The organism is Bacteroides sp. Phil13 (genome assembly GCF_001940965.1).
Classification (GTDB): Bacteria; Bacteroidota; Bacteroidia; order Bacteroidales; family Bacteroidaceae; genus Bacteroides; species Bacteroides intestinalis.
On the sequence record NZ_MSHA01000034.1, the window covers coordinates 176,329 to 199,293 of the forward strand.

A 22,965-nucleotide genomic window follows, 5' to 3' on the forward strand; every position below is an offset into this window, starting at 1 on the left:
AGCCGGGAGGATTAACCTAATGGATCACCCTCGATACCACCGTCACCGCCGGTATTTCCGCTATCGGTGTTGCCACCGGAAGTGGCGGTTTTACCCCACTCTTCCCAACAGATATTATTATCCACCATGCTGCGAGTAACAACCTTACTATTCACATCGCGTTCAACCTCGGGAATGAAACGGACGCGCACGCCCACTATCTGGGAGGCACTGACCTCTTTAGCAGTTTGTACTCCCTTCTTATTAGCAGCAGCCGTATAATAAAAAGTGCCAACCCCATCTATTTTCACCGTACGTCCCTGTGCCATATAAAGGGAGAGCACTTTTCCCAAGTTTTTAACGATAGCATAGGCATCACCACGGGTAGTGGTAGAAAGATATGCCAATTGATCCGCAACCTGATCGGTTGTAATGGCTTTACCCCATGTAATTGATTTAGGATACCACAAGCCATTGATTTTCTGTTGATTTTTCTTGTAAAACATAATTAATAATGTATTAAGTAAATATAAATATAGTTGCAAATGAACCAGTCATCATTGCTTTGACCGATCAGGTTAAGGACTGACCGAGGCCGCATCTCCTTATAATTAAGAGATAATAAGAAAGAATTTCATCGCGAGGCCTCAACGATTAAACCTTTCGTTTTTCTCAAATTCGATGTTGCAAAGTTAGGATACACAAGAAGGAAAAGCAAGAAAACAGCCTCTACAACTTATTTCACCAATCCACTATTAATCAATATATTACAAAAAGTGAATCTCTACAATACAACAACAGGAGCAAGTACGGAAAATGAAGCAAACGATAAGTATCTCTACAAGGGAGGAAGCTAAAGAACTGATAATGAACAATAGGAAAACAAAGTATCTCTACAATACGGGTAAAAGAACTTTTCTTCTCTTTCCCTCTTTTAATTGCGCATAATTTCATTACTTTGCACCCTAATACTTAATCAATAAAAGATTGCTCCATAAATTAAATATATGTTCTATAGACTGATAACCCAAAAACGTGATGAATGGCTATGCTCCGCGGATTGCACAATCCGCGAATTGCTATCCTATATCGACCGAAAAGGAAGAATGCGCGATGCCCAGCTCGATGCCATAAAAACCTACCTGTTTCTCAAGATAGCATGCAAAAACCAACCTTTGTGGAAACTGTTCGTTAATGGAACATTCAATAGCATGGACTTAAGTACAATGCCGCTCACAGTAGAGGCACGCAATGTGCTGACAACCAACAAAGCCGCCGCTGCCTTGTTGGAATATGCCTTGCAGAAGGACAAGAACGGAAGACAGCTTGCTCCCGCATTGGAAACCTTCATCAAAGAACATGCCACGGAGATAGACTATGAAAAGGCTTTCAGAAAGATATTCTATGACGTAACCTATACGGATTATCTGTTCAGCCTGCCCATGGGAGCCGGGAAAACCTATCTGATGGCAGCATTCATCTATATTGATCTGTACTTTGCACAGAATGAGCCAAGCAACCCTTGCTTTGCACATAACTTCATGATATTTGCTCCTTCCGGGCTGAAATCATCCATTATCCCCAGCTTGAAGCACATCAAAGAGTTTGATCCGTCATGGGTAATACCCGAACCTACCGCCTCACAGCTCAAGCGATTAATCAAATTCGAGATACTGAACGAACAGAAATCAGCCAAGAAGAGCAATCTCATCAAAAACCCCAATGCGCAGAAGATAAACAATCACCAGCCACTGGAGGACTTGATGGGATTGGTAGCCATTACCAACGCCGAAAAAGTAATATTGGACAGGGTGGATCAGGAAGAAGATAGCAAGCTGTTCACGGAAGAAGAATATAATAAGGTGAAACTTGCTAATGAATTGCGGAACATCATCGGACAATTACCAAATCTGGCCATCTATATAGACGAAGTGCACCATGCCGCCGATGGCGAAATAAAACTACGCAAAGTAGTGAACGAATGGACGCGCGCCCACTCGTTCAATGCTGTATTAGGCTTTTCGGGTACCCCCTATCTGGAAAAAGCGGAGAATGTAGTTTTGGGAGAAACATTCAGCATCAAGAATACAGACCTGGCCAACGTGGTGTATTACTACCCTCTCATTGAGGGGATCGGTAATTTTTTGAAAATACCTGAGGTGAAGTATGCCGATAATGAGACCGATATGATTGTCCGCAACGGAATAAAAGAGTTTCTGGAAAAATACAAGGAAACCGTTTACCCGAACAACACCCGTGCCAAACTCGCCATCTATTGCGGACAGATAGAGACGCTGGAAGAACAGATTTATCCGCTCGCCGCCGAAATATCAGCCGCTTATGGACTGGACCCCGCGACAAGTATTCTGAAATATCATGGAGGAAACTCTAAATATCCACAGCCGGAAGGATCGGAAACAGAGTTCGCATCACTTGACACTATCTTTTCCAAAATCAGAATAGTTTTGCTGGTACAAATCGGCAAAGAGGGATGGGACTGTAAGAGCCTAACCGGCGTAATCCTTCCTCAAAAAGGAGTATGCCCCACGAATATGGTGCTACAAACAAGTTGCCGCTGTCTGCGCCAAGTGCAGAAAAACCATGCGGAAACTGCCCTGATCTGGTTGAACAAATTTAATGCCGACACCTTGAACAAGCAGTTGAAACAACAACAGAACATCACTTTGCAGGAGTTCAGTGACAAGAAAACATATTCCTTCAAATCCATCGAACGATTTTCGCGCATGGAGCGGATGCAGGTGCCTCCCATCGACTTCTTCCAGTTAAAAGTTTCGTATCAGACATTAATCATAGACGAAGACACGCATACCGCAGAACGGCTGACAGACGAAGGCATACTGCAACAGGCCGAGTTGTCCATTATCCATCATCAAGACATGGAAGGGCACATCATAGGGCACTATGAAGAAGAAAAACAATCGAACCATGAAATTGCTTCTTTCAATCACTGGCTACAGCTCATTGCCAAAGAAAGCTTCGGCACACTCTCCATTACGGAACTAAGAAAATACGATAAAGAGTTAAACGGCATCTTTCGCCGGATTACAGTCAAAGAAGGAGAACTCCTGTCCTTCAATCACCATTTTGACCACATGCAGATACGCTCTTTGATACGCCAAGCATTCGTCCCCAAGCGGGATTTCCGCATCAATGAAGAGATTGTGCCTGCCAAAGCCAACCTGCTGCAAATAGAAAAATTAGTTTCTCCGATTGAAGTGACCGATGACAGCCGGTTCTACCCTTCACAAAAAGAGGTGAAAGAAGTGCTCCAATGGGACAATCGCCCTGCTGACGCTCCACTTGCCCCTGAAGTGCAGGCTGCCATGAAAATATTGGAGGCACAAGGAATGGATACCTCATCGCTACACCCGCATGACCCGCACCCCGAACGTGAGAAGACCTATCATTACCTTCCCTACCGTTTCGACAGCCCCCTGGAGAGGGAGTATTTCTCGCAATCCGTCCTGCCTATAATCAAAGATAAGGAGCTGGAAATATACTTCAACGGTGACGACACCATGACCGAATTCAAGATTGACTGCTACAGACAGTCGGGCAAGGAATGGAGATACATAGGAAAATACGTCCCCGACTTCCTTCTCATCAGCCGAAATGCCGACAAGCAGATTCATAAAATCATTATCATTGAGACGAAAGGTGAAGGGTTTGCCGCCAAGTTTGCAGATAAGCGCAACTTTATCGAGACCGAATTCATCAAGAAGAACAACGAAAAGTTCGGTTACCCACGTTTCAGCTTCCTCTATCTGGAAGACACATTAAGCAGGGAGGAACAGGAAAGACGGACCCTGCGTGCAATCAATCAATTCTTTAACAACTAAAAATACATTCAAGATATGGCTATTAAATATGTACCCTATTTCCCGAATACACTGGAAGGCCAAGCATTGCTCGACAACTTTGTGCGCACCAAACGCATCCTGCGCTATCGTGACAATAACAAAGTGATAGAACACATAGAACGTGGCATGCCGTTCTACGAAACAGAGTTGCAGGAAAAGATAGGTAAGAACCCGGACGGGAACCTAATTATCCGTGGTGAGTGTGTTTCTGCTTGTGCTTACTTAAAAGATAAAGGCATCAGTGTGGATTTGGTATATATCGATCCCCCGTTCGCCAGCGGGGCGGATTATGCGAAGAAGGTTTATATAAGGAGGAACCCCAAAGTGGCGGAAGCAATGCGACAGGCTGAAATAGAGCTGGATGTGGAAGAGCTGAAAGCCTTTGAGGAGAAGATGTACGGTGACATTTGGGACAAGGAACGCTATTTGAACTGGATGTACGAAAATCTGATGGCCATCAAGAGTGTGATGAGCGATACGGCAAGTATTTATGTTCATCTGGACTGGCATATAGGACATTATGTGAAGGTGTTGATGGATGAGGTTTTCGGAGAAGATAACTTCAGAAATGAAATCGTATGGAAAAGATCTACAGCACACAACGACAGTACAGGTTTTGCCAATCTCCATGATTCAATATTCTACTATTCTAAAAGCCTTGATTTATTCTTCGACATTCCGCTCGTACCATATACGCAAGAATATATTGACAGATATTATAATAAAGAAGATGAAAATGGACGTAAATATTTAGATCGTGACCTTTCAGCAAAAGGATTAAAGGGTTCCGGATATTCTTACGCTTGGAAAGGGAAAAGCGGATACTGGAGATGCCCAATAACGACTATGGAAAGATTTGAAAAAGAGGGCAGATTGTATTATACGAATAATGATACTCCAAGATATAAGCAATATCTTGATGAAATGGAAGGGGTACCAGCACAAGACTTATGGACAGATATTTTTGCAGTCAACTCCCAAGCCGATGAACGTGTCGATTATCCTACCCAGAAGCCAGAATCTCTTCTTGAACGCATCATCCGGGCCAGCAGCGACAAAGGCATGGTAGTTGCCGACTTCTTTGGCGGCAGCGGAGTAACCGCCTCCGTATCTCACAAGCTGAACCGTCGGTTCATTCATTGTGACATCGGCATCAACAGTATACAAACCGTTCGTGACCGCCTCATGGCCGCAAAGGCCGAATTCGACATCCTCGAAATAAAAGACGGCGTTTCACTCTACCGAAACCCCGTGCAAACCATGGAAAAGTTAAAAAGTCTGATTATCGGCCTTCGCAACGAAGATGCCTTGGACAAATTCTGGGAAGGCAGTATCATGGATACCAAATGCGGCATGATGCCTGTCTATCTGCCCAATCTGATGGACAGCAGCACCCGCCTGCTGGACAAACCACTGATGAACCGTATCATCCGCGAAGCCATGCCCGACTTGCCCGATGACGTAAAGCGCGTAATCGTCTATTACATAGACATCATCGATCGGAAAGAGATAGAGCAGTTTATCAAAGAGCAAGGCAACCCGCTCATTGAAATCGAACTACGCGACCTGAAACAGGTGCTCGACAACGTAGTAGTGGAAGACTATGCCGAATGGCAACTTGCGGAAACACAGGACAACCTGTTCAAAGGATGGCAAGTAGAAATCATACAGTTCCACAGCGACCGTGTACTTAAGAAGATAGAAGCCATCAACCTCAAAGGGGAGCAGCAAGTCACGCAGTTCAATCTGAAGAACTCCGGCAAGGGTAAGGAAAAGAAACACTCCCCCATCACCATCAGCGATGAAGGGCTCGAAACCATCGAATGGATTAGCCTAGACTGCTCTACAGCCGACAAGGAGGCTATCTGGCACAGCAATAGTGAGGTAAAAATCGACAAGCTGGGCTACACTATCCGAAACGGCATAAAAACCAATGAGTTCTGGGATGCCCGTATCCGTTGTGACCACAAGCCTTTGAGAATGAAAATCCGTAACATCTGCGGAGACGAAACAGTATATACATTATAACCTGTATTAATCATAACAGGATTTAAAGGAGTTATCACTTTGTTAGGAATTAAAGCCAATAGTTTCTGCTTGGGTACAAGTTAAGTTTTATCGCAATCCTGTAAAAAACGCCCCCAAAGCGAAAATTACCATTCAGGTACAAAAATCCCCGTCAGAAACACTTCTCGACGGGGTATCCAAAGATAACGACAGAGGGTGCCTCACATAACGACAGAGGATACCTCACATAACGACAGAGGGCACCTCATATAACGACTGAGGGTACCTCCATCAAAACAAGAGATTTGGAAGCCTTTTTTTGTTGCCATATTTCGGTTATTCAGCACCCTTCCACCACCGCATCCACCGTTTCACCGTTGGCAAACAACGCCTCGTCCATCTGCAACAGCCTCTTCTTCAACCGGAACTTCTGCTGAGATACCGAAGCGGGCGACACGGCCGTCAACGTAGCAACCTGCGCGTTGGTAAAGCGCAACCGGATGAGCAGGCAAAGCTGAAGGTCGGCAGGCGTAAGTTTCGGGAAACGTCCGGCAAGGCGAGTGGTAAACCCTTCGTACACACGGTCCGTGAGTGTTTGCAGGTGTCTCCACTGTTCGTCCGTGAGGAACTTGGGATGACTGCGCAGTTGCCCCACTACCTCATCGCGGTCTATCAAGACAGAAGTGAGTGCCTGTACCTGGCCATCCAGCACGTGCGCACGCTCCCCCTCCTTCCGCAACAATTCCAGTTCGCGGGGCAAGGGGCGATTTTCATAATCCTTAAGACGTGTACGAAGGGACTCATTTTCATCGCACAAGTGACTGCCATGCTCCATAAGGTTCATCAATGACCGATGTACTTCTTCCCGTTCTTCATCCGTCAACGACATTTCCCTCAGGCACTCCTGCAATTCATTTTTTTCCAGTTCATTGTTGCTCAGACGTTGCTCATTCTCGCTCAAATCAATGAGGTAACGGCGATGCTTACGGTCGGTCGAAAACTTGATATTGCTTATGGAGAGCCATACGTTCAGACCTATCATCAGTGCAGTAAATGCTCCCCAGAAGAATTGCTTCCGCTTATCGGCAGGCATCAGGCGGACGCGCTTTCCGTCGGAGAGTTCCTTCACCCTGTTATATTCACGATGCAGTTCGGAAAGCAGACGGGCGGTTTGGGCACTATCGGCGACACCGGCTTGTACTAAAGAGTCGGCACGGACAAGGGATTGTTCATAATCGAGCATGGTTTTACTGACAGGGGCAGTGCAAGCCGTCAGCCCCAGAAGAAAAAGAAAGGACAAAAAGAATAGCATATATCCGCTTTTCATAATCAATGTTTTGTCGTAGTTTTTATAATCAACACATATCAATCTTAGTGTCACAAAGGTAATGCTTTCTCTACATAATAAACAAAAAAGGCACAAAGTTTTTCGTTACTTTATGCCCCCTATCTATCTTAAAACAAGAAAAATCAGAACTCACTTGTAAAGTGGAACTTAATATTTTTAAAGTCCATCTGCGCCATCTGCAACACATAACCGCTATCAGCCAAGAATACATCCCTACCCTCACGATCCTTTGCCATATACTGATACTTGCGCTTTTTAAAGGCTTCCAGCTCTTCCGGATTATCACTCTCTATCCAGCAAGCCTTATACAAGCTCAACGGTTCCCAACGACACTTCGCACTGTATTCATTCTCCAAGCGATACTGGATAACCTCGAACTGCAACTGCCCTACCGTACCGATAATCTTACGCCCATTGAACTGATTGACAAACAACTGCGCCACACCCTCGTCCATCAACTGGTCGATACCCTTGGCAAGCTGTTTCTGCTTCATCGGGTCAGCATTCTCGATATACTTGAACATCTCCGGTGAGAAACTCGGTAAACCACGGAAATGAAGCATCTCCCCTTCCGTCAGCGTATCACCAATCTTAAAAGTACCGTTATCCGGCAAACCGATAATATCGCCTGCCCAAGCCTCGTCAACGGTTGTCTTGCGCTGTGCCATGAACTGCGTGGGCGAAGAAAAACGCATCGTCTTCCCATGACGTACATGCAGATAAGGAGTATTACGTGTGAATTTACCGGAACATATCTTGCAGAATGCAATGCAAGAACGGTGATTCGGGTCAATATTTGCCGTAATCTTAAACACAAAACCGGTAAATTTCGGTTCTTCCGGTTCCACTTCACGTTCTTCCGCCTGCACCGGACGAGGGCTTGGGGCTATTTCCACAAAGCAATCCAGCAGCTCCTGTACACCGAAATTATTCAGAGCCGAACCAAAGAATACAGGCGCCACTTCCCCTTTCAGGTATTCTTCCTTATCAAATTCAGAATATACTCCATCTATCAACTCCAACTCACCACGTAATTTATCAGCCAGTTGCGCACCGATTTGCTTATCCAGTTCTTCGGTATTGATATCTACCTCCACCTTTTCCGTCACTACCTGCTTGGAAGGCTGAAAAAGGTTCAGATTCTGCTCATAGATGTTATAAACTCCCTTAAAACGCACACCACTTTCGATAGGCCATGTCAACGGACGCACATGAATAGCAAGTTCTTCCTCCAGCTCATCCAGCAAATCGAAAGGATCTTTGGCCTCACGGTCCATTTTATTGATGAATATAATAACCGGCGTATTACGCATACGGCACACTTCCATCAATTTACGGGTCTGCGTTTCCACACCTTTTGCACCATCCACAACGATGATAACGCTATCTACAGCAGTCAGCGTGCGGTAAGTATCTTCGGCAAAGTCCTGGTGACCGGGAGTGTCGAGGATATTAATCTTATAATCTTTGTAATCGAACTCCATCACAGAGGTAGTTACAGAAATACCACGCTGTTTCTCTATATCCATCCAGTCGGATGTAGCCGTTTTCTTTATCTTATTGCTCTTTACAGCACCCGCCACCTGAATCTGTCCACCGAAAAGCAACAGTTTTTCAGTCAATGACGTTTTACCGGCATCCGGATGCGCGATAATCGCAAAGGTCCGTCTTCTTTCTATTTCGTTATTATTTGCCATATATAAATTAGGTATAATATTATTATTGGGCATTCAGTTTATCAATACATACTTTCAGGCTTTCTTCCCAATGTGGAATATGAATCCCGAAAGTATTTTTTATCTTTGTCTTATCCAATACGGAATAATGCGGACGTGGAGCCTTTGCCGGATATTCATCCGTATGCAACGGACTAACCTTACAAGTCGTAATGCCTGCAATGCGGTGAATGGCAACTGTAAAGTCATACCAAGAACATACACCCTCATCGCTGAAATGATAAATCCCAGGTATAATTCCCTGATTGATGGCTGCATAGATGGCAACAGCCAGGTCTTTTGCATACGTCGGTGTACCGATCTGGTCGAAAACAACTCCCAAAGATTCACGTTCACGTCCCAGACGAATCATCGTTTTCACAAAATTGTTTCCATAAATAGAGTATAACCAGGCAGTGCGAATCACCATCGCCTTCTCGCAGTTCTGCATGACTTCCTTCTCTCCGCCCAGTTTAGTGAAGCCATAAACTGAATTAGGACACGGCATGCAATCTTCTTTATAAGGTATATGCGCCGTACCGTCGAATACATAGTCCGTAGAAACTTGTATCATTGCAGCACCATAAGCCTGTGCAGCACGTGCCAGTATTCCCGGAGCCTCCTCATTCAGTTTGCGGCATAGTTCTTCGTTATCCTCTGCCTTGTCAACCGCCGTAAAAGCGGCACAATTTACTACGACATCAATCTGATTGCCGGCAATGCATGCCCGTACAGCGTGTTCGTCACAGATATCCAATTCCTGTACGTCAGTAAAAAAATAGGTGTGTTGCGGATTCTCTTTTGCAAGAACTTGCATCTCGTTGCCAAGTTGTCCGTTGGCTCCGGTTACTAATATTCTCATCTCTATATTTAGATTCTATTAATTACAATTCACGATTAAAACTACGATCCCTCATCACCCTGTCACTTTATCACTCTTCCAGCTTTAACTCCCCCTTCTTGTCCTTCTCATTATAGTTGGCAAGCAAAGATATGAAACTGCTGATAACCTCTATTGCCTTCGCCGTTCCCGGTGTTATTTCCTTCTTCTGCAAACGCAACAGCAGAACACCATACAAAGCTTCGAAACATGTTTCCAATTCCGGTTCATCCTTCTTCCCGCTCTTTTGACGCAACTCTACAATAAAAGGCAGTGCTTTGAAATAAGCCGCACTATAATAAGGGTACTTGGGTGATGATAGCAATTCGCCATGCAACTCCGTCAGGTTTATCACTACATTACGGTTGATTTGCAGATGCCCTTTCTCCTTCACACCTTCGATACGCATCATATCAATCAGATTTCCATACCATTCCTCCAATGCAGGGCGCTCTTCTTCGGGATAACGGGAAATAATATTTTCGCGGATTTTATCTATATCGCAACCGTTGGCACGTATCAAATCTTCCACCTGCCACATATATATAAGGTATTCTGCGATATTCTTCGCTTTCAGTTGTTGTGCTATCTTCATGATTTTATGTTTCTTGTCAGTAAAGTGATTCGCCCATCAGCGTAAACACCAATCCAAACACAGACACAACAATGACAATGCCTCCGATGATACGGTTCAATATCCAGATGCCGCGCAGGTTGAACTGTGTACGGACTTTATTCACAAAGAAAGTAATACCGAACCACCACGCCAATGCTCCCAATGCAATAGCCAAGTATCCGGTGACTGCCTCAAACACCAGCACCCCTTCGCTGACAAAGGCAAAGCGTGCAAAGAGTCCGATAAACAGGAAAATAATAAGTGGATTGGATAGTGTGACGGCGAATGCCGTTATGAAGTTATGAAAATAAGAACCTTTATTAGTAGAAACAGGGCGAATGGACGAAACAGGATTACTACGGAACGTATAAATACCAAAAGCTAACAACATGATACTTCCGAACAACTGCAAATAAAAGATATTTTTATTGACGTAATCGAATACGAAACTCATTCCGTACCCTGTCAGCAGAGCGTAAGCAATGTCACTCAACGAGGCTCCCAGTCCTGTTATGAAACCATACCAACGCCCCTTATTCAACGTACGCTGAATGCACAGCACGCCGACAGGCCCCAACGGAGCAGACACAACTACCCCGATAATAAAGCCCTTCCATAATATATCGAATATGGTCCTTATTTCAATCATGGCTGCAAATATCGTACTTTTTTGTGAGACGAACCAATTGTGTTAACGTTTTTTCGACTGATTAGCATAAAACACCTAATACTTTACACTACTAAAGCGAAAAAGTGACAAATAACAGGCTATTCTTAGACAGACACGTTGTGCATGTTTAGAGGTGAAAAGTCTTTTATAAGAAAATGAATTTGCAAGTCGTTTTACAGAGAATGAAAATAGAGACATTTTAGTTTGACATTGTAAAAAACATGCATTTATTACGGAGATTTATTTAAACATAAAAGCTGATTATAGAATAGTTACTTGAGCACCGGTTAAAAGAGCGTACATAAAGTAGAATACAAGCGACTCTTAGCATCCTATTATTTTACATAAAAGCAATATGAAAAGTTCAGATAAATTTTATTTTAGAAGTCAAACAAAAGGATAATTCAATACAGATATTATTAAATAACCAACTTAAAAGAATAAAAAGACAACTTTCAATAGCTTTATATCAAGATTTACATTACCTTTGTATCGTTAATTAATACAAACAGAAAAGACATGCTTATGAAAACAGCTCATCAATTAAGGAATCTCTTATTCATTACACTACTTGCACTTGCCGGTTGTATAAACAATGATGTATACAATCCTGACAGCAAACCAGACAATGAACCTGACAATGGAAATGTCACCGATCTTACTATTCCCTCAGATTTTCTATGGTCAACCACTGCCCAAGTTGCCGTTCACGTAACTATCGGCAATAATACGCCCCACACTTATACTATCTCCATCTACCCACAAGGAGCAGACGAGGAGAGTTTGCCTGTAGCCATTGGCACAGCCAGTTTCAACTACCCATATAACAAAGAAATCACACTACCTGCCAGCGATACGATAGTGGCCGTAACCCAAACATTACACTATACAGACGGTAGCCAAATGACATTGGAATGCAATGTCCCTATAGTCAACAAGAAAGCAACATTACATCTGGGAGAGTCCGGCAACACAGTCTCGTCCACCCGTTCTCCCAACATAACCACACGTAGTGATGATGACCTGGAAGATTGGAATAAAGCAAAAGAGTTAACAACTGACATCACAGAGATAAATAAGGGCGAAGAATACAAAGTTTCTATCGGGAACATGGTTAACTTGAATGATAACATCAACATTATGGAAGGCGGTAAAATTTATATTGCAGGAACATTAAACATTTCAGCAAAGAACGCATTTCAGAACCATAAAGATGCCAAATTTATCATCTTAAGCAAGGAACAGTCCAAAGGAGAAGCAGCGGGGATTCTTCAATGCTTTGGCGACTTCACTGTTAAGAATGAATTTGAAATAGAGAATTACGGTACAATGACAGTAAACGGAACACTCGCCATTGAAAATGGTGGTGAAATAGATAACTATGGATGCCTTCACGCCGAAAAAATAGAATTGGATGGTAACGGAAAGGATGACTCATTACTTGAAATAAAAGAAAGGGGATACGTTTTCTCCAAAACAATGTGGATGCAAAAAGCCACTTTAGAAATGGAAAAGAACTCTCTTTTAGAAATTGAGGAAACTTTAGAGTTAAAAAACGACTGTGAAATAGAGGGAGATGATGATGGCAAATGGGCGGTAGTCAAACTAACGGATGCAACAGTAATAAACGAACACAACGGTAAAACCCCACAAATTAAAAATAAAGTATTCATCGTATGCGACCACAACAATGGGGAAAAGCCGAAAAACATTTATTTGGAAGACGGTGCCCAATGGGGGAATACGAAAGCTGCTGCCAACGCAGGGGTGAAAACAACAGGCTCCGATTGTGCTCCCGCCTACAAACCGGAGGAAGGGGGTACCCCGGAAGAACCCGGTAATGATAAAGAATATACTTTAGGGCAGTATACCTACGCCTTTGAAGATCTGTGGCCCAACTTTGGCGATTACGACATGAATGATATTGTACTGGTTACCAAAGTTACACTAAAAGCTACAGCTAACTACGTAACCCAAGCCACACTGAAGTGTAAACTTGCCGCCATCGGAGCAAGCAAACGCATTTCCGCAGGAGTACAGTTGGACGAACTCACTGCCGGTGATATTAGCAGTATTCAATATGATACAAGTAATAACTTCACAGAAAATATGTTCAAAACCAATGCCAACGGCACTGAACAAGGACAAACTTTAGCAGTTATACCTCTGTTCGACCATGCGCATGCTTTTGCAGGTTATAACGGCACTCCCATCGTAGGTACCTATAAGGACGCTGAATTCAATCCTAAAGAATTCACCGTAACCATTCATTTCAAAGAGAACAGTGTGGAAGAATCCAAATTGGCTTTAAACAAATTGAACTTCTTCATCACTTGCAATGCAACACAAGGCAAACGTATGGAAATCCACCAGATCAATGGAAAAGCAACCGACTTGTTCGACACATCCGCCATTGGCGGAGTGGTTGCATCCCCCAATACCCCATTCAGGGCAAAGGGTAATTTCTGCTGGGTCATGATAATCCCCGGTGAATTCAGCTTCCCACTAGAGGGCAACAATCTCCGCCAATCTTTTGAGAATTTCGAGCTATGGATTGCCAATCCGGATTACGATTGGTACAACCATCCTTTCCCTGACAAAGTAAAACAATAAAGGATTCCCGATAAAAACGCATGCAAGCAAATCTGCATGCGTTTTTTATTTCCATTTCTTTCTCTCCCCCAACGATTTTATGTATCTTTGCGCCAAAGAAAAAAAGCCGGTATCTCCCGTAAGTGCTTCCTTGCCTTTTTCGGAGTACCTCAAGCATAAATCATAAATTATAAATCATAAATATTCAGTATGATTCTTTTTTTCAAGACCCCATCCAAGAGCGTGATAGCCGTAGAATGTGACCACGCACTCACCCAGGCAGAAAGCGACAAACTCTGCTGGCTTTTTGGAGAAGCCACCCCCGAAAGTGAAGACAACCTGAAAGGACATTTCGTTGGTCCGCGCCGCGAAATGATTACTCCTTGGAGTACGAATGCCGTAGAAATCACCCAGAACATGGGATTGAATGGCATTACCCGTATTGAAGAGTATTTCCCCGTAAAGGACGAAAACGCCGACCGTGACCCGATGCTGCAACGCATGTACAAAGGTTTGGATCAGGATGTATTCACCACAAACCGTAAGCCGGAACCGATCGTCCATATTGAAGACCTGGAAGCTTACAATGAGAAAGAAGGTCTGGCACTCTCAAAAGAAGAGATGGACTACCTTAAGAAAGTAGAGCAAGACCTCGGACGTAAGTTGACAGACTCCGAAGTGTTTGGTTTCGCTCAAATCAACTCCGAGCACTGCCGTCACAAAATCTTCGGTGGAACGTTCATCATCGACGGTGTGGAACAAGAGTCTTCCCTCTTCCAGATGATTAAAAAGACCACTCAGGAAAATCCGAATAAGATTATTTCAGCCTACAAAGACAACGTAGCTTTTGCAGAAGGTCCGGTAGTTGAGCAGTTTGCTCCGGCAGATCACTCCAAGCCTGATTTCTTCCAGGTGAGAGATATACAGAGTGTTATCTCACTGAAAGCTGAAACACATAACTTCCCTACCACTGTGGAACCGTTCAACGGTGCTTCTACTGGTACAGGTGGTGAGATCCGTGACCGTATGGGCGGTGGTAAAGGTTCCTGGCCGATTGCCGGAACTGCTGTCTATATGACTTCTTATCCCCGCACGGACGAAGGACGTCCTTGGGAAGAAATATTGCCGGTACGCCAATGGCTGTACCAGACTCCGGAACAGATTCTGATCAAGGCATCCAATGGTGCCAGCGACTTCGGTAATAAGTTTGGCCAACCATTGATTTGCGGTTCGGTACTTACTTTTGAACATAAAGAGAACGACGAAGTTTATGGTTACGATAAAGTAATCATGCTCGCCGGTGGTGTAGGTTACGGTACAAAACGTGACTGCTTGAAGGGTGCTCCCGAAGCCGGAAACAAAGTCGTCGTGATCGGTGGTGACAATTATCGTATCGGTTTGGGAGGCGGCTCCGTATCTTCAGTAGATACCGGACGTTACAGCAGTGGTATTGAACTGAACGCCGTACAACGTGCCAACGCCGAAATGCAGAAACGTGCCTACAACGTAGTACGTGCCCTCTGCGAAGAAGAAACTAACCCGGTGGTGTCCATCCACGATCACGGTTCGGCAGGACACGTGAACTGTCTCTCCGAATTGGTGGAAGAATGTGGTGGTTTGATCGATATGAGCAAGTTACCCGTAGGCGACCAAACTTTGTCAGCTAAAGAAATCATCGCCAACGAAAGCCAGGAGCGCATGGGATTGCTGATTGAAGAAGAAGCCATCGAGCATGTACGTAAAGTAGCTGAACGCGAACGTGCTCCGATGTATGTGGTAGGTGAAACTACCGGCGATCATCGTTTTGCCTTCCAACAGGCTGACGGTGTACGTCCGTTCGACCTTGCCGTGGAACAGATGTTCGGTTCATCTCCCAAGACTTACATGATAGACAAAACCGTAGAGCGTCACTACGAAATGCCAAAATACGAACAATCCAAGTTGCACGAATACCTGACGAATGTATTGCAATTGGAAGCCGTTGCCTGCAAAGACTGGTTGACTAACAAAGTAGACCGTTCCGTAACAGGTAAGATTGCCCGCCAGCAATGCCAAGGCGAATTGCAGTTACCGCTGAGTGACTGCGGTGTGGTTGCCCTCGACTATCGTGGCGAAAAAGGTATCGCTACCTCATTGGGACATGCGCCACAAGCTACATTGGCAGATCCGGCAGCCGGTTCGGTACTTTCTGTAAGCGAAGCGTTGACCAACCTTGTATGGGCTCCTATGGCTGAAGGAATGGACAGCATTTCCCTCTCTGCCAACTGGATGTGGCCTTGCCGCTCACAAGAGGGTGAAGATGCACGCCTCTACACCGCTGTAAAGGCATTAAGTGATTTCTGCTGTGCACTGCAAATCAACGTGCCTACCGGAAAAGACTCTCTCTCCATGACTCAGAAATATCCCGACGGTAGCAAGGTGATTGCTCCGGGAACCGTTATTGTTTCGGCAGGCGGTGAAGTATCCGACGTGAAGAAAGTTGTTTCTCCTGTACTGGTAAACAACGAAAAGACAACCATTTATCATATTGATTTCAGTTTCGATACATTGAAACTGGGTGGTTCGGCTTTTGCACAGTCATTGGGTAAAGTAGGTGACGAAGTACCTACCGTACAAGATGCCGAATATTTCCGCGATGCTTTCCTTGCTGTTCAGGAGTTGGTAAACAAAGGATTGATTCTTGCCGGACATGATATTTCTGCCGGAGGTTTGATTACAACTCTGCTTGAAATGTGTTTTGCTAATGTAGAAGGTGGTATGGAGATCAACCTCGACAAAATGAAAGAACACGATCTTGTGAAAATTTTGTTTTCCGAGAATCCGGGTATCGTGATCCAGGTAAGCGACAAGCACAAAGAAGAGGTTAAACAGATATTGGAAGATGCCGGTGTGGGTTATGTGAAAATCGGTAAGCCGACTGACGAACGCCACATCCTCGTATCCAAAGATGATGCTACTTACCAGTTCGGTATCGATTATATGCGTGATGTATGGTATTCTACTTCTTACCTACTCGACCGCAAACAATCTATGAACGGCTGCGCTAAAAAACGCTTCGAAAACTATAAGATGCAGCCTATGGAATTCGCTTTCATGCCTGATTTCAAAGGTAAACTCTCTCAATACGGTATTGATCCGGACCGTCGTACCCCGACAGGTATCCGTGCAGCAATTATCCGCGAGAAGGGTACGAATGGCGAACGCGAAATGGCCTACTCACTGTATCTGGCAGGATTCGATGTGAAAGACGTTACAATGACCGACCTTATCAGCGGACGCGAGACACTGGAAGATGTGAACATGATTGTTTACTGCGGTGGTTTCTCCAACTCCGACGTACTGGGTTCTGCCAAAGGTTGGGCAGGTGCTTTCCTCTTCAACCCGAAAGCTAAAGAAGCTCTCGACAAATATTACGCTCGTGAAGATACACTTTCACTGGGTGTTTGTAATGGCTGTCAGTTGATGATGGAACTGAACCTCATTAACCCGGAACACAAGAAGAATGGCAAGATGCTTCACAACGAATCTCATAAATTCGAATCCAGATTCCTGGGACTTACTATTCCTACAAACCGCAGTGTAATGTTCGGTTCGCTAAGCGGAAGCAAACTCGGTATCTGGGTAGCCCATGGAGAAGGTAAATTCTCTTTGCCTTACGATGAAGATAAATACAACGTAGTGGCTAAATATAGTTATGATGAATATCCTGCCAATCCGAATGGTTCGGACTACTCCATTGCTGCAATAGCAAGTTCCGACGGACGTCATTTGGCTATCATGCCTCACTTGGAGCGTTCCATATTCCCATGGCAGAACGGTTGTTATCCTGCCGACCGCCTGCACAGTGATCAGATTACTCCATGGATGGAAGCCTTCGTCAATGCACGTAAATGGGTAGAAGAAAAGACAAAGTAGTTCTGACTACAATTTATAAGTGATGTACAGGCGCAGGTTATAATATACAACTTGCGCCTGTTTTCGTCTAAACAATACGAGGTATCGGACACTATTCTTCTACATTCGTTTTGCTTTTATCAAACAAAATGCATATTTTTGCGTTAATTTCACAAAAGCTTCCAACAACAAACGACCGTAACTGTTATGAGAAAACTCGTCCTTTTCTTTGTATTCACATATTTTTCTGCCCTATGCATCGCCCAAACATATAAATATCTCGGCGTAGAAGATGGCTTAAGTAACCGTAGGGTATACGCCATCCAGAAAGGGCCAAAAGGTTATATGTGGTTTCTTACGCATAATGGCATCGACCGCTATGACGGAAAAAACTTCAAGCAATACCGGCTTATAGACAGTGAAATAGAGGTCAATTCTATGTTAAATCTGAGTTGGCTCTATGTTGGCACGGATGGAACACTTTGGGAAATAGGTAAGAAAGGAAGAGTATTCCGCTATGATGCCAAACATGACCGCTTCCAGTTAGTATACAAATTACCGGATGAAGTGGTAAAAGGAAATCCGACTCCTGTAAGTTACGGCTTTATCGACAGTAATAACATTGTATGGCTCTGCAATGAAGAAGCGCTATACCTCTATGATGTCGACACCGGCAAAACCAGCGTTATCAAAAATCATATTGGTGAAAGTATCACGGATATCGAACAGATTGATTCTGAACATTACTTCATCGGTACGGATGTCGGTATACATCATGCCGAATTAAAAGACAACGTTCTCAATCTTTCTCCTTGTCATTGGCTGGATAACCTGAAAATGCAAGTCAACGAACTATATTTTCATAAAGAAAGTCGTAAACTCTTTATCGGCACCTTCCAAAAAGGTCTTTATTTGTACGACATGAACATCCATCAAGCTATCAAGCTCAATGCCGGTTTGGAAGATGTCAGTATTACCCGTATAAAAGCTTTCAACGATAAGGAAATATTGATAGCCACTGATGGTGCAGGCGTATATAAAATGAATGTGGATAGCTACAAGTGCGATCCTTACATTGTAGCGGACTATAACAGTTATAACGCCATGAATGGCAACAGTATCTATGATCTCTATGTTGATGGTGACCGTATCTGGATGGCTAATTATCCTATCGGCATCACGGTACGCAATAATCAATACGCCAGTTATCAATGGATTAAACATTCCATTGGCAATAGGCAATCACTTGTTAATGATCAGGTAAATGCGATCATTGAAGATCACGAGGGTGACTTATGGTTCGCTACCAACAACGGTATCAGCCTGTACTCCACTCAAACCAAGCAATGGTATTCGTTCCTCAGCGTATTCGATAATGGAAATGTTACTAAGAATCATGTTTTTATTTCTTTATGTGAGGTATCACCGGGGATCATTTGGGCGGGCGGATACAGTTCAGGCATTTATCAAATCAACAAAAAACAAATGAAAGCGGAATTCTTCACTCCTTCTACATTTAGTGACAGTGATATCCGCCCAGACAAATATATACGTTCTATTATGAAAGATTCTGCCGGCAACATCTGGTCCGGTGGCTATTACAATCTAAAACAAATTGATTTTCCACATAAGAACATACGTACATATCCGGGGCTAAACGGCATCACGGACATTATAGAAAAGGACGAGAAACATATGTGGATAGGTACCGCCACAGGTCTGTATTTGCTGGACAAAGAGACTGGTGAATTCCAATACATCTCAATGCCGATAGAATCTTTCTATATCAATGCACTTTACCAGTCAGACAACAATTTATTATATATAGGAACCAGTAATTCCGGATTACTCATTTATGATTATGAGAACAAATCGTTCGAGCACTTTCATAAAGATAATTGCCCTTTGATTTCCAACAATATATATACGATTCTTTCAGATGAAGACCAAAGTATTCTGTTGAGTACCGAAAACAGTCTGACAAGTTACTATCCAAGTGAAAAAGTATTCCATAACTGGACTAAGGAGCAAGGATTGAAAAGTGACCATTTCAATTCTGCATCAGGTGTATTGCGGAAGAATGGAAACTTCATTCTCGGAAGTACGGACGGAGCTATAGAATTTCATAAAGACATGATGATTCCACGAAATTACAAATTTCAAATGATATTCAGCGATTTACGTGTATTCTATCAGACCGTTTACCCTGGTGACGAAGGCTCACCGCTGGAGGTTGACATAGATGAAACCAAAGTATTGAAACTAAAATATAATCAGAATATATTCTCTTTGCGAATATCTTCCATTAACTATGATTACCCGTCTCTGATTTTGTATTCCTGGAAATTGGAAGGCTTTTATGACGGATGGAGCCGTCCTGAAAAAGACTGTTTGATCCGATTCACTAACCTAAATCCCGGAAAGTATACACTACGGGTACGTGCCATTTCCAGTGAAGACAGGCGAATCGTTCTTGAAGAACGTGACATGGATATTATGATAGAACAACCAATATGGCTCAGCATCTGGGCTTTATTACTTTATGCTCTTGTTATTGCAGCAATTGTTACTATAACTTTACGTGTCATCATCTTACGTAAACAACGAAAAACTTCGGATGAAAAGATACGCTTCTTTATCAATACAGCGCACGATATCCGTACTCCGTTAACATTGATCAAAGCTCCTTTGGAAGAACTCAGCGAAAAGGAAGATCTGACACCAGGCGGACGTAGTAATATGAATACTGCCATACGAAATGTGAATGCCCTGCTGCGTCTTACGACTAACCTAATCAACTTTGAACGTGCAGATACTTATTCCAGTGCTTTGTATGTATCAGAATACGAACTGAGTACATATATGGAAGAAATGATCAATGCTTTCCGGGCTTATGCAGATGTCAAACGTGTCAGCCTGACATACGAAAGCAACTTCCGCTATATGAATGTCTGGCTCGACAAAGATAAAATGGACTCTATTCTGAAGAATTTGATTTCCAATGCTTTGAAATATACACCGGAAGGTGGTAGCGTACATATTTTTACAGCTGAAACTGAAGATAACTGGAGCGTTGAAGTAAAGGATACGGGTATCGGCATTCCGGCTTCCGAACAAAAAAAGCTCTTCAGAATGCATTTTCGGGGTAGTAATGCCATAAACTCAAAGGTTACAGGCAGTGGTATCGGCCTGCTATTAGTATGGAAGCTCGTCCGTCTGCATAAAGGTAAAATTAACTTCAGCAGTACGGAGGGTAAAGGTTCCTGCATTAAGGTTATATTCCCGAAAAAAGAAAAATATTATCGCAAAGCCGTTCACAGTCCGAAACCGGGAAGTGAGAAAGTGGTTTATGCAGAATCAGGTGTACCTAAGAATATTTCTTTAAGTACGGTTTACGATACTGCCAGACAGAGACAACAACAGAACGACGATCTCCCTAAAATCTTAATCGTAGAGGATAATGACGAACTGAGAGAGTATTTGCGCAATACACTGTCGGATGATTATACCATACAAGTATGCAGTGACGGTAAGCAGGCACTTGACATCGTTAAAGAATACATGCCTAATATGATCATTTCGGATATCATGATGCCCGAAATGCGTGGAGATGAATTGTGTCACAAGTTGAAGAATGATATTGAAACATCACATATCCCTATCATATTACTTACAGCACTGAATAATGATAGAAATATCATTGAAGGATTGAAGACAGGAGCAGACGAATACATCGTGAAACCATTTAATATTGGAATTCTTCGTGCTACGATAGCTAATATCCTTACTAACCGTTCCTTATTACGCCATAAATATGCCAATCTGGAACTGAACGATGAAGAGAGTGACACAGCTTGCATCAACTGTTCCACCGATATTGACTGGAAATTTATTTCTACTGTCAAGAAGAGTGTGGAAGACAATATGGATAATAGTTCCTTTACAGTTGACGTACTCTGTAACTTACTGAATATGAGTCGCACCAGCTTTTATAACAAAATAAAAGCTCTGACTGACCAAGCCCCGGCAGATTATATCCGACTGATACGCCTGAAACGTGCCGCCCAGTTACTGAAAGAGCAACAACACAGTATAACTGAGGTTGCCGAAATGACGGGATTTAGTGATGCAAAGTACTTCCGTGAAGTATTTAAAAAGCATTTTAACGTCAGCCCAAGCCAATATGCGAAACAGAAAGAAGAAGATAATAATGGTAAGATGATATAATAACATGAATATTTACTTCGAGGCATTCGGCCTCTTTTCTAAGATAGGACTCTTTACTATAGGAGGCGGCTATGCTATGGTGCCATTGATAGAAGAAGAGATTGTAGATAAACGGAAATGGATTGCCAAAGACGATTTCATTGACTTACTTGCTATTTCCCAATCAACCCCCGGCATTCTTGCAGTCAACATTTCTATTTTCATCGGATATAAGCTAAGGGGAATTCGCGGAAGTATAGTTACCACTTTAGGTACTATATTACCGTCATTCTTCATAATTCTTGCCATTGCGTTATTCTTCCATAACTTCAAAGACAATGTCATTGTTGAACGTATCTTTAAAGGTATTCGTCCGGCAGTGGTTGCATTGATCGCCGCTCCTACATTCAGTATGGCAAAATCAGCCAAGGTAAACCGATACAATATCTGGATACCCGTCGTGTCAGCATTGGTCATCTGGTTACTGAACTTCTCCCCTATTTGGGTAATTATCATTGCCGGTGTGGGAGGATACTTGTACGGACGATTGCGTCGTCCGAAAGTTGAAAGTTGAAAGTTGGCTGCGTATCATAAATCATAAATTATAAATCATAATTCTCCCATGCTTTATTTACAGTTATTCTATACATTCTTCAAAATCGGTTTGTTTGGCTTTGGTGGCGGATATGCCATGCTTTCTATGATACAGGGTGAAGTGGTCACCCGCTATGGCTGGTTGACATCACAAGAATTTACGGATATTGTGGCTATCAGTCAAATGACGCCCGGACCTATCGGAATCAATTCGGCAACGTATGTAGGTTTCACAGCTACCGGAAGTGTATGGGGCTCTATCATTGCCACTCTTGCAGTGGTGCTTCCCTCATTCATATTGATGTTAGCCATCAGTAAATTCTTCCTGAAATATCAGAAACATCCGGTTGTAGAAGCCGTATTCAGTGGATTGCGTCCAGCAGTGGTCGGATTGCTGGCATCAGCAGCATTGGTCTTGATGAACACAGAAAACTTCAGTTCACCTAAAGAAGATATGTACTCGTTTATTATTAGCTGCCTCATTTTCCTAGTAGCCTTTGTAGGAACCAGGAAATATAAAATCAATCCTATACTAATGATTGTAGCTTGCGGAATAGCAGGGCTTATATTATATCAATAAAAA

At 43.3% G+C, this 22,965-nt stretch carries 13 protein-coding genes; 7 read left to right on the forward strand and 6 right to left on the reverse strand.

Annotated elements, in window-relative coordinates; translation table 11 throughout:
• Positions 1 to 11: 11 nt before the first annotated feature.
• On the reverse strand, positions 12 to 488 hold the full coding sequence (locus tag BWI44_RS06285) for an HU family DNA-binding protein (protein ID WP_044533916.1): 477 nt from the start codon (positions 486 to 488) through the stop codon (positions 12 to 14).
• 498 nt (positions 489 to 986) lie between these two features.
• Between BWI44_RS06285 and BWI44_RS06290 the strand changes: the two genes are divergently transcribed.
• Together BWI44_RS06290 and BWI44_RS06295 are read left to right on the forward strand one after the other, a co-directional pair.
• The gene (locus tag BWI44_RS06290) at positions 987 to 3,839 is read left to right on the forward strand and encodes a DEAD/DEAH box helicase family protein (RefSeq protein ID WP_021968252.1); all 2,853 of its coding nucleotides are present in this window, start codon (positions 987 to 989) and stop codon (positions 3,837 to 3,839) included.
• Positions 3,840 to 3,854: 15 nt separating this feature from the next.
• Positions 3,855 to 5,888, forward strand: a complete 2,034-nt coding sequence (locus BWI44_RS06295) for a site-specific DNA-methyltransferase (protein WP_195208255.1) — start codon at positions 3,855 to 3,857, stop codon at positions 5,886 to 5,888.
• A gap of 319 nt (positions 5,889 to 6,207) precedes the next feature.
• Here BWI44_RS06295 and BWI44_RS06300 read toward each other — a convergent pair whose 3' ends face one another.
• From BWI44_RS06300 to BWI44_RS06320, 5 genes are all read right to left on the reverse strand, one after another.
• A complete protein-coding gene (locus BWI44_RS06300; RefSeq protein WP_195208256.1) occupies positions 6,208 to 7,194 on the reverse strand; it encodes a helix-turn-helix transcriptional regulator in 987 nt (328 codons plus the stop codon).
• 143 nt (positions 7,195 to 7,337) lie between these two features.
• Positions 7,338 to 8,912: a peptide chain release factor 3 gene (locus BWI44_RS06305; RefSeq protein ID WP_007664431.1), complete on the reverse strand. Its 1,575-nt coding sequence runs from the start codon at positions 8,910 to 8,912 to the stop codon at positions 7,338 to 7,340.
• A gap of 22 nt (positions 8,913 to 8,934) precedes the next feature.
• Entirely contained in the window at positions 8,935 to 9,792 is an 858-nt protein-coding gene (rfbD, locus tag BWI44_RS06310; RefSeq protein ID WP_021968249.1) for a dTDP-4-dehydrorhamnose reductase, read from the reverse strand.
• A gap of 70 nt (positions 9,793 to 9,862) precedes the next feature.
• On the reverse strand, positions 9,863 to 10,405 hold the full coding sequence (locus BWI44_RS06315) for a DUF4924 family protein (protein ID WP_007664433.1): 543 nt from the start codon (positions 10,403 to 10,405) through the stop codon (positions 9,863 to 9,865).
• Between the two features lie 16 nt (positions 10,406 to 10,421).
• Positions 10,422 to 11,075 carry a LysE family translocator gene (locus BWI44_RS06320; RefSeq protein WP_007664434.1) on the reverse strand — a complete coding sequence of 218 codons (654 nt, stop codon included), beginning with the start codon at positions 11,073 to 11,075 and terminating at the stop codon, positions 10,422 to 10,424.
• A gap of 546 nt (positions 11,076 to 11,621) precedes the next feature.
• On the opposite strand from BWI44_RS06320, the gene BWI44_RS06325 reads away from it, so the two are divergent.
• From BWI44_RS06325 to BWI44_RS06345, 5 genes are all read left to right on the forward strand, one after another.
• Positions 11,622 to 13,709 carry an LruC domain-containing protein gene (locus BWI44_RS06325; RefSeq protein ID WP_230372520.1) on the forward strand — a complete coding sequence of 696 codons (2,088 nt, stop codon included), beginning with the start codon at positions 11,622 to 11,624 and terminating at the stop codon, positions 13,707 to 13,709.
• A gap of 189 nt (positions 13,710 to 13,898) precedes the next feature.
• Positions 13,899 to 17,603 (forward strand): phosphoribosylformylglycinamidine synthase, encoded by a 3,705-nt coding sequence (gene purL, locus BWI44_RS06330; RefSeq protein ID WP_195208258.1) that lies wholly within the window; start codon positions 13,899 to 13,901, stop codon positions 17,601 to 17,603.
• Positions 17,604 to 17,789: 186 nt separating this feature from the next.
• Complete coding sequence (locus BWI44_RS06335; protein WP_195208259.1) at positions 17,790 to 21,809, forward strand: hybrid sensor histidine kinase/response regulator transcription factor; 4,020 nt, start codon at positions 17,790 to 17,792, stop codon at positions 21,807 to 21,809.
• Positions 21,810 to 21,813: 4 nt separating this feature from the next.
• On the forward strand, positions 21,814 to 22,362 hold the full coding sequence (locus tag BWI44_RS06340) for a chromate transporter (protein ID WP_021968245.1): 549 nt from the start codon (positions 21,814 to 21,816) through the stop codon (positions 22,360 to 22,362).
• A gap of 48 nt (positions 22,363 to 22,410) precedes the next feature.
• Positions 22,411 to 22,962 carry a chromate transporter gene (locus BWI44_RS06345; RefSeq protein ID WP_195208260.1) on the forward strand — a complete coding sequence of 184 codons (552 nt, stop codon included), beginning with the start codon at positions 22,411 to 22,413 and terminating at the stop codon, positions 22,960 to 22,962.
• Positions 22,963 to 22,965: the final 3 nt, after the last annotated feature.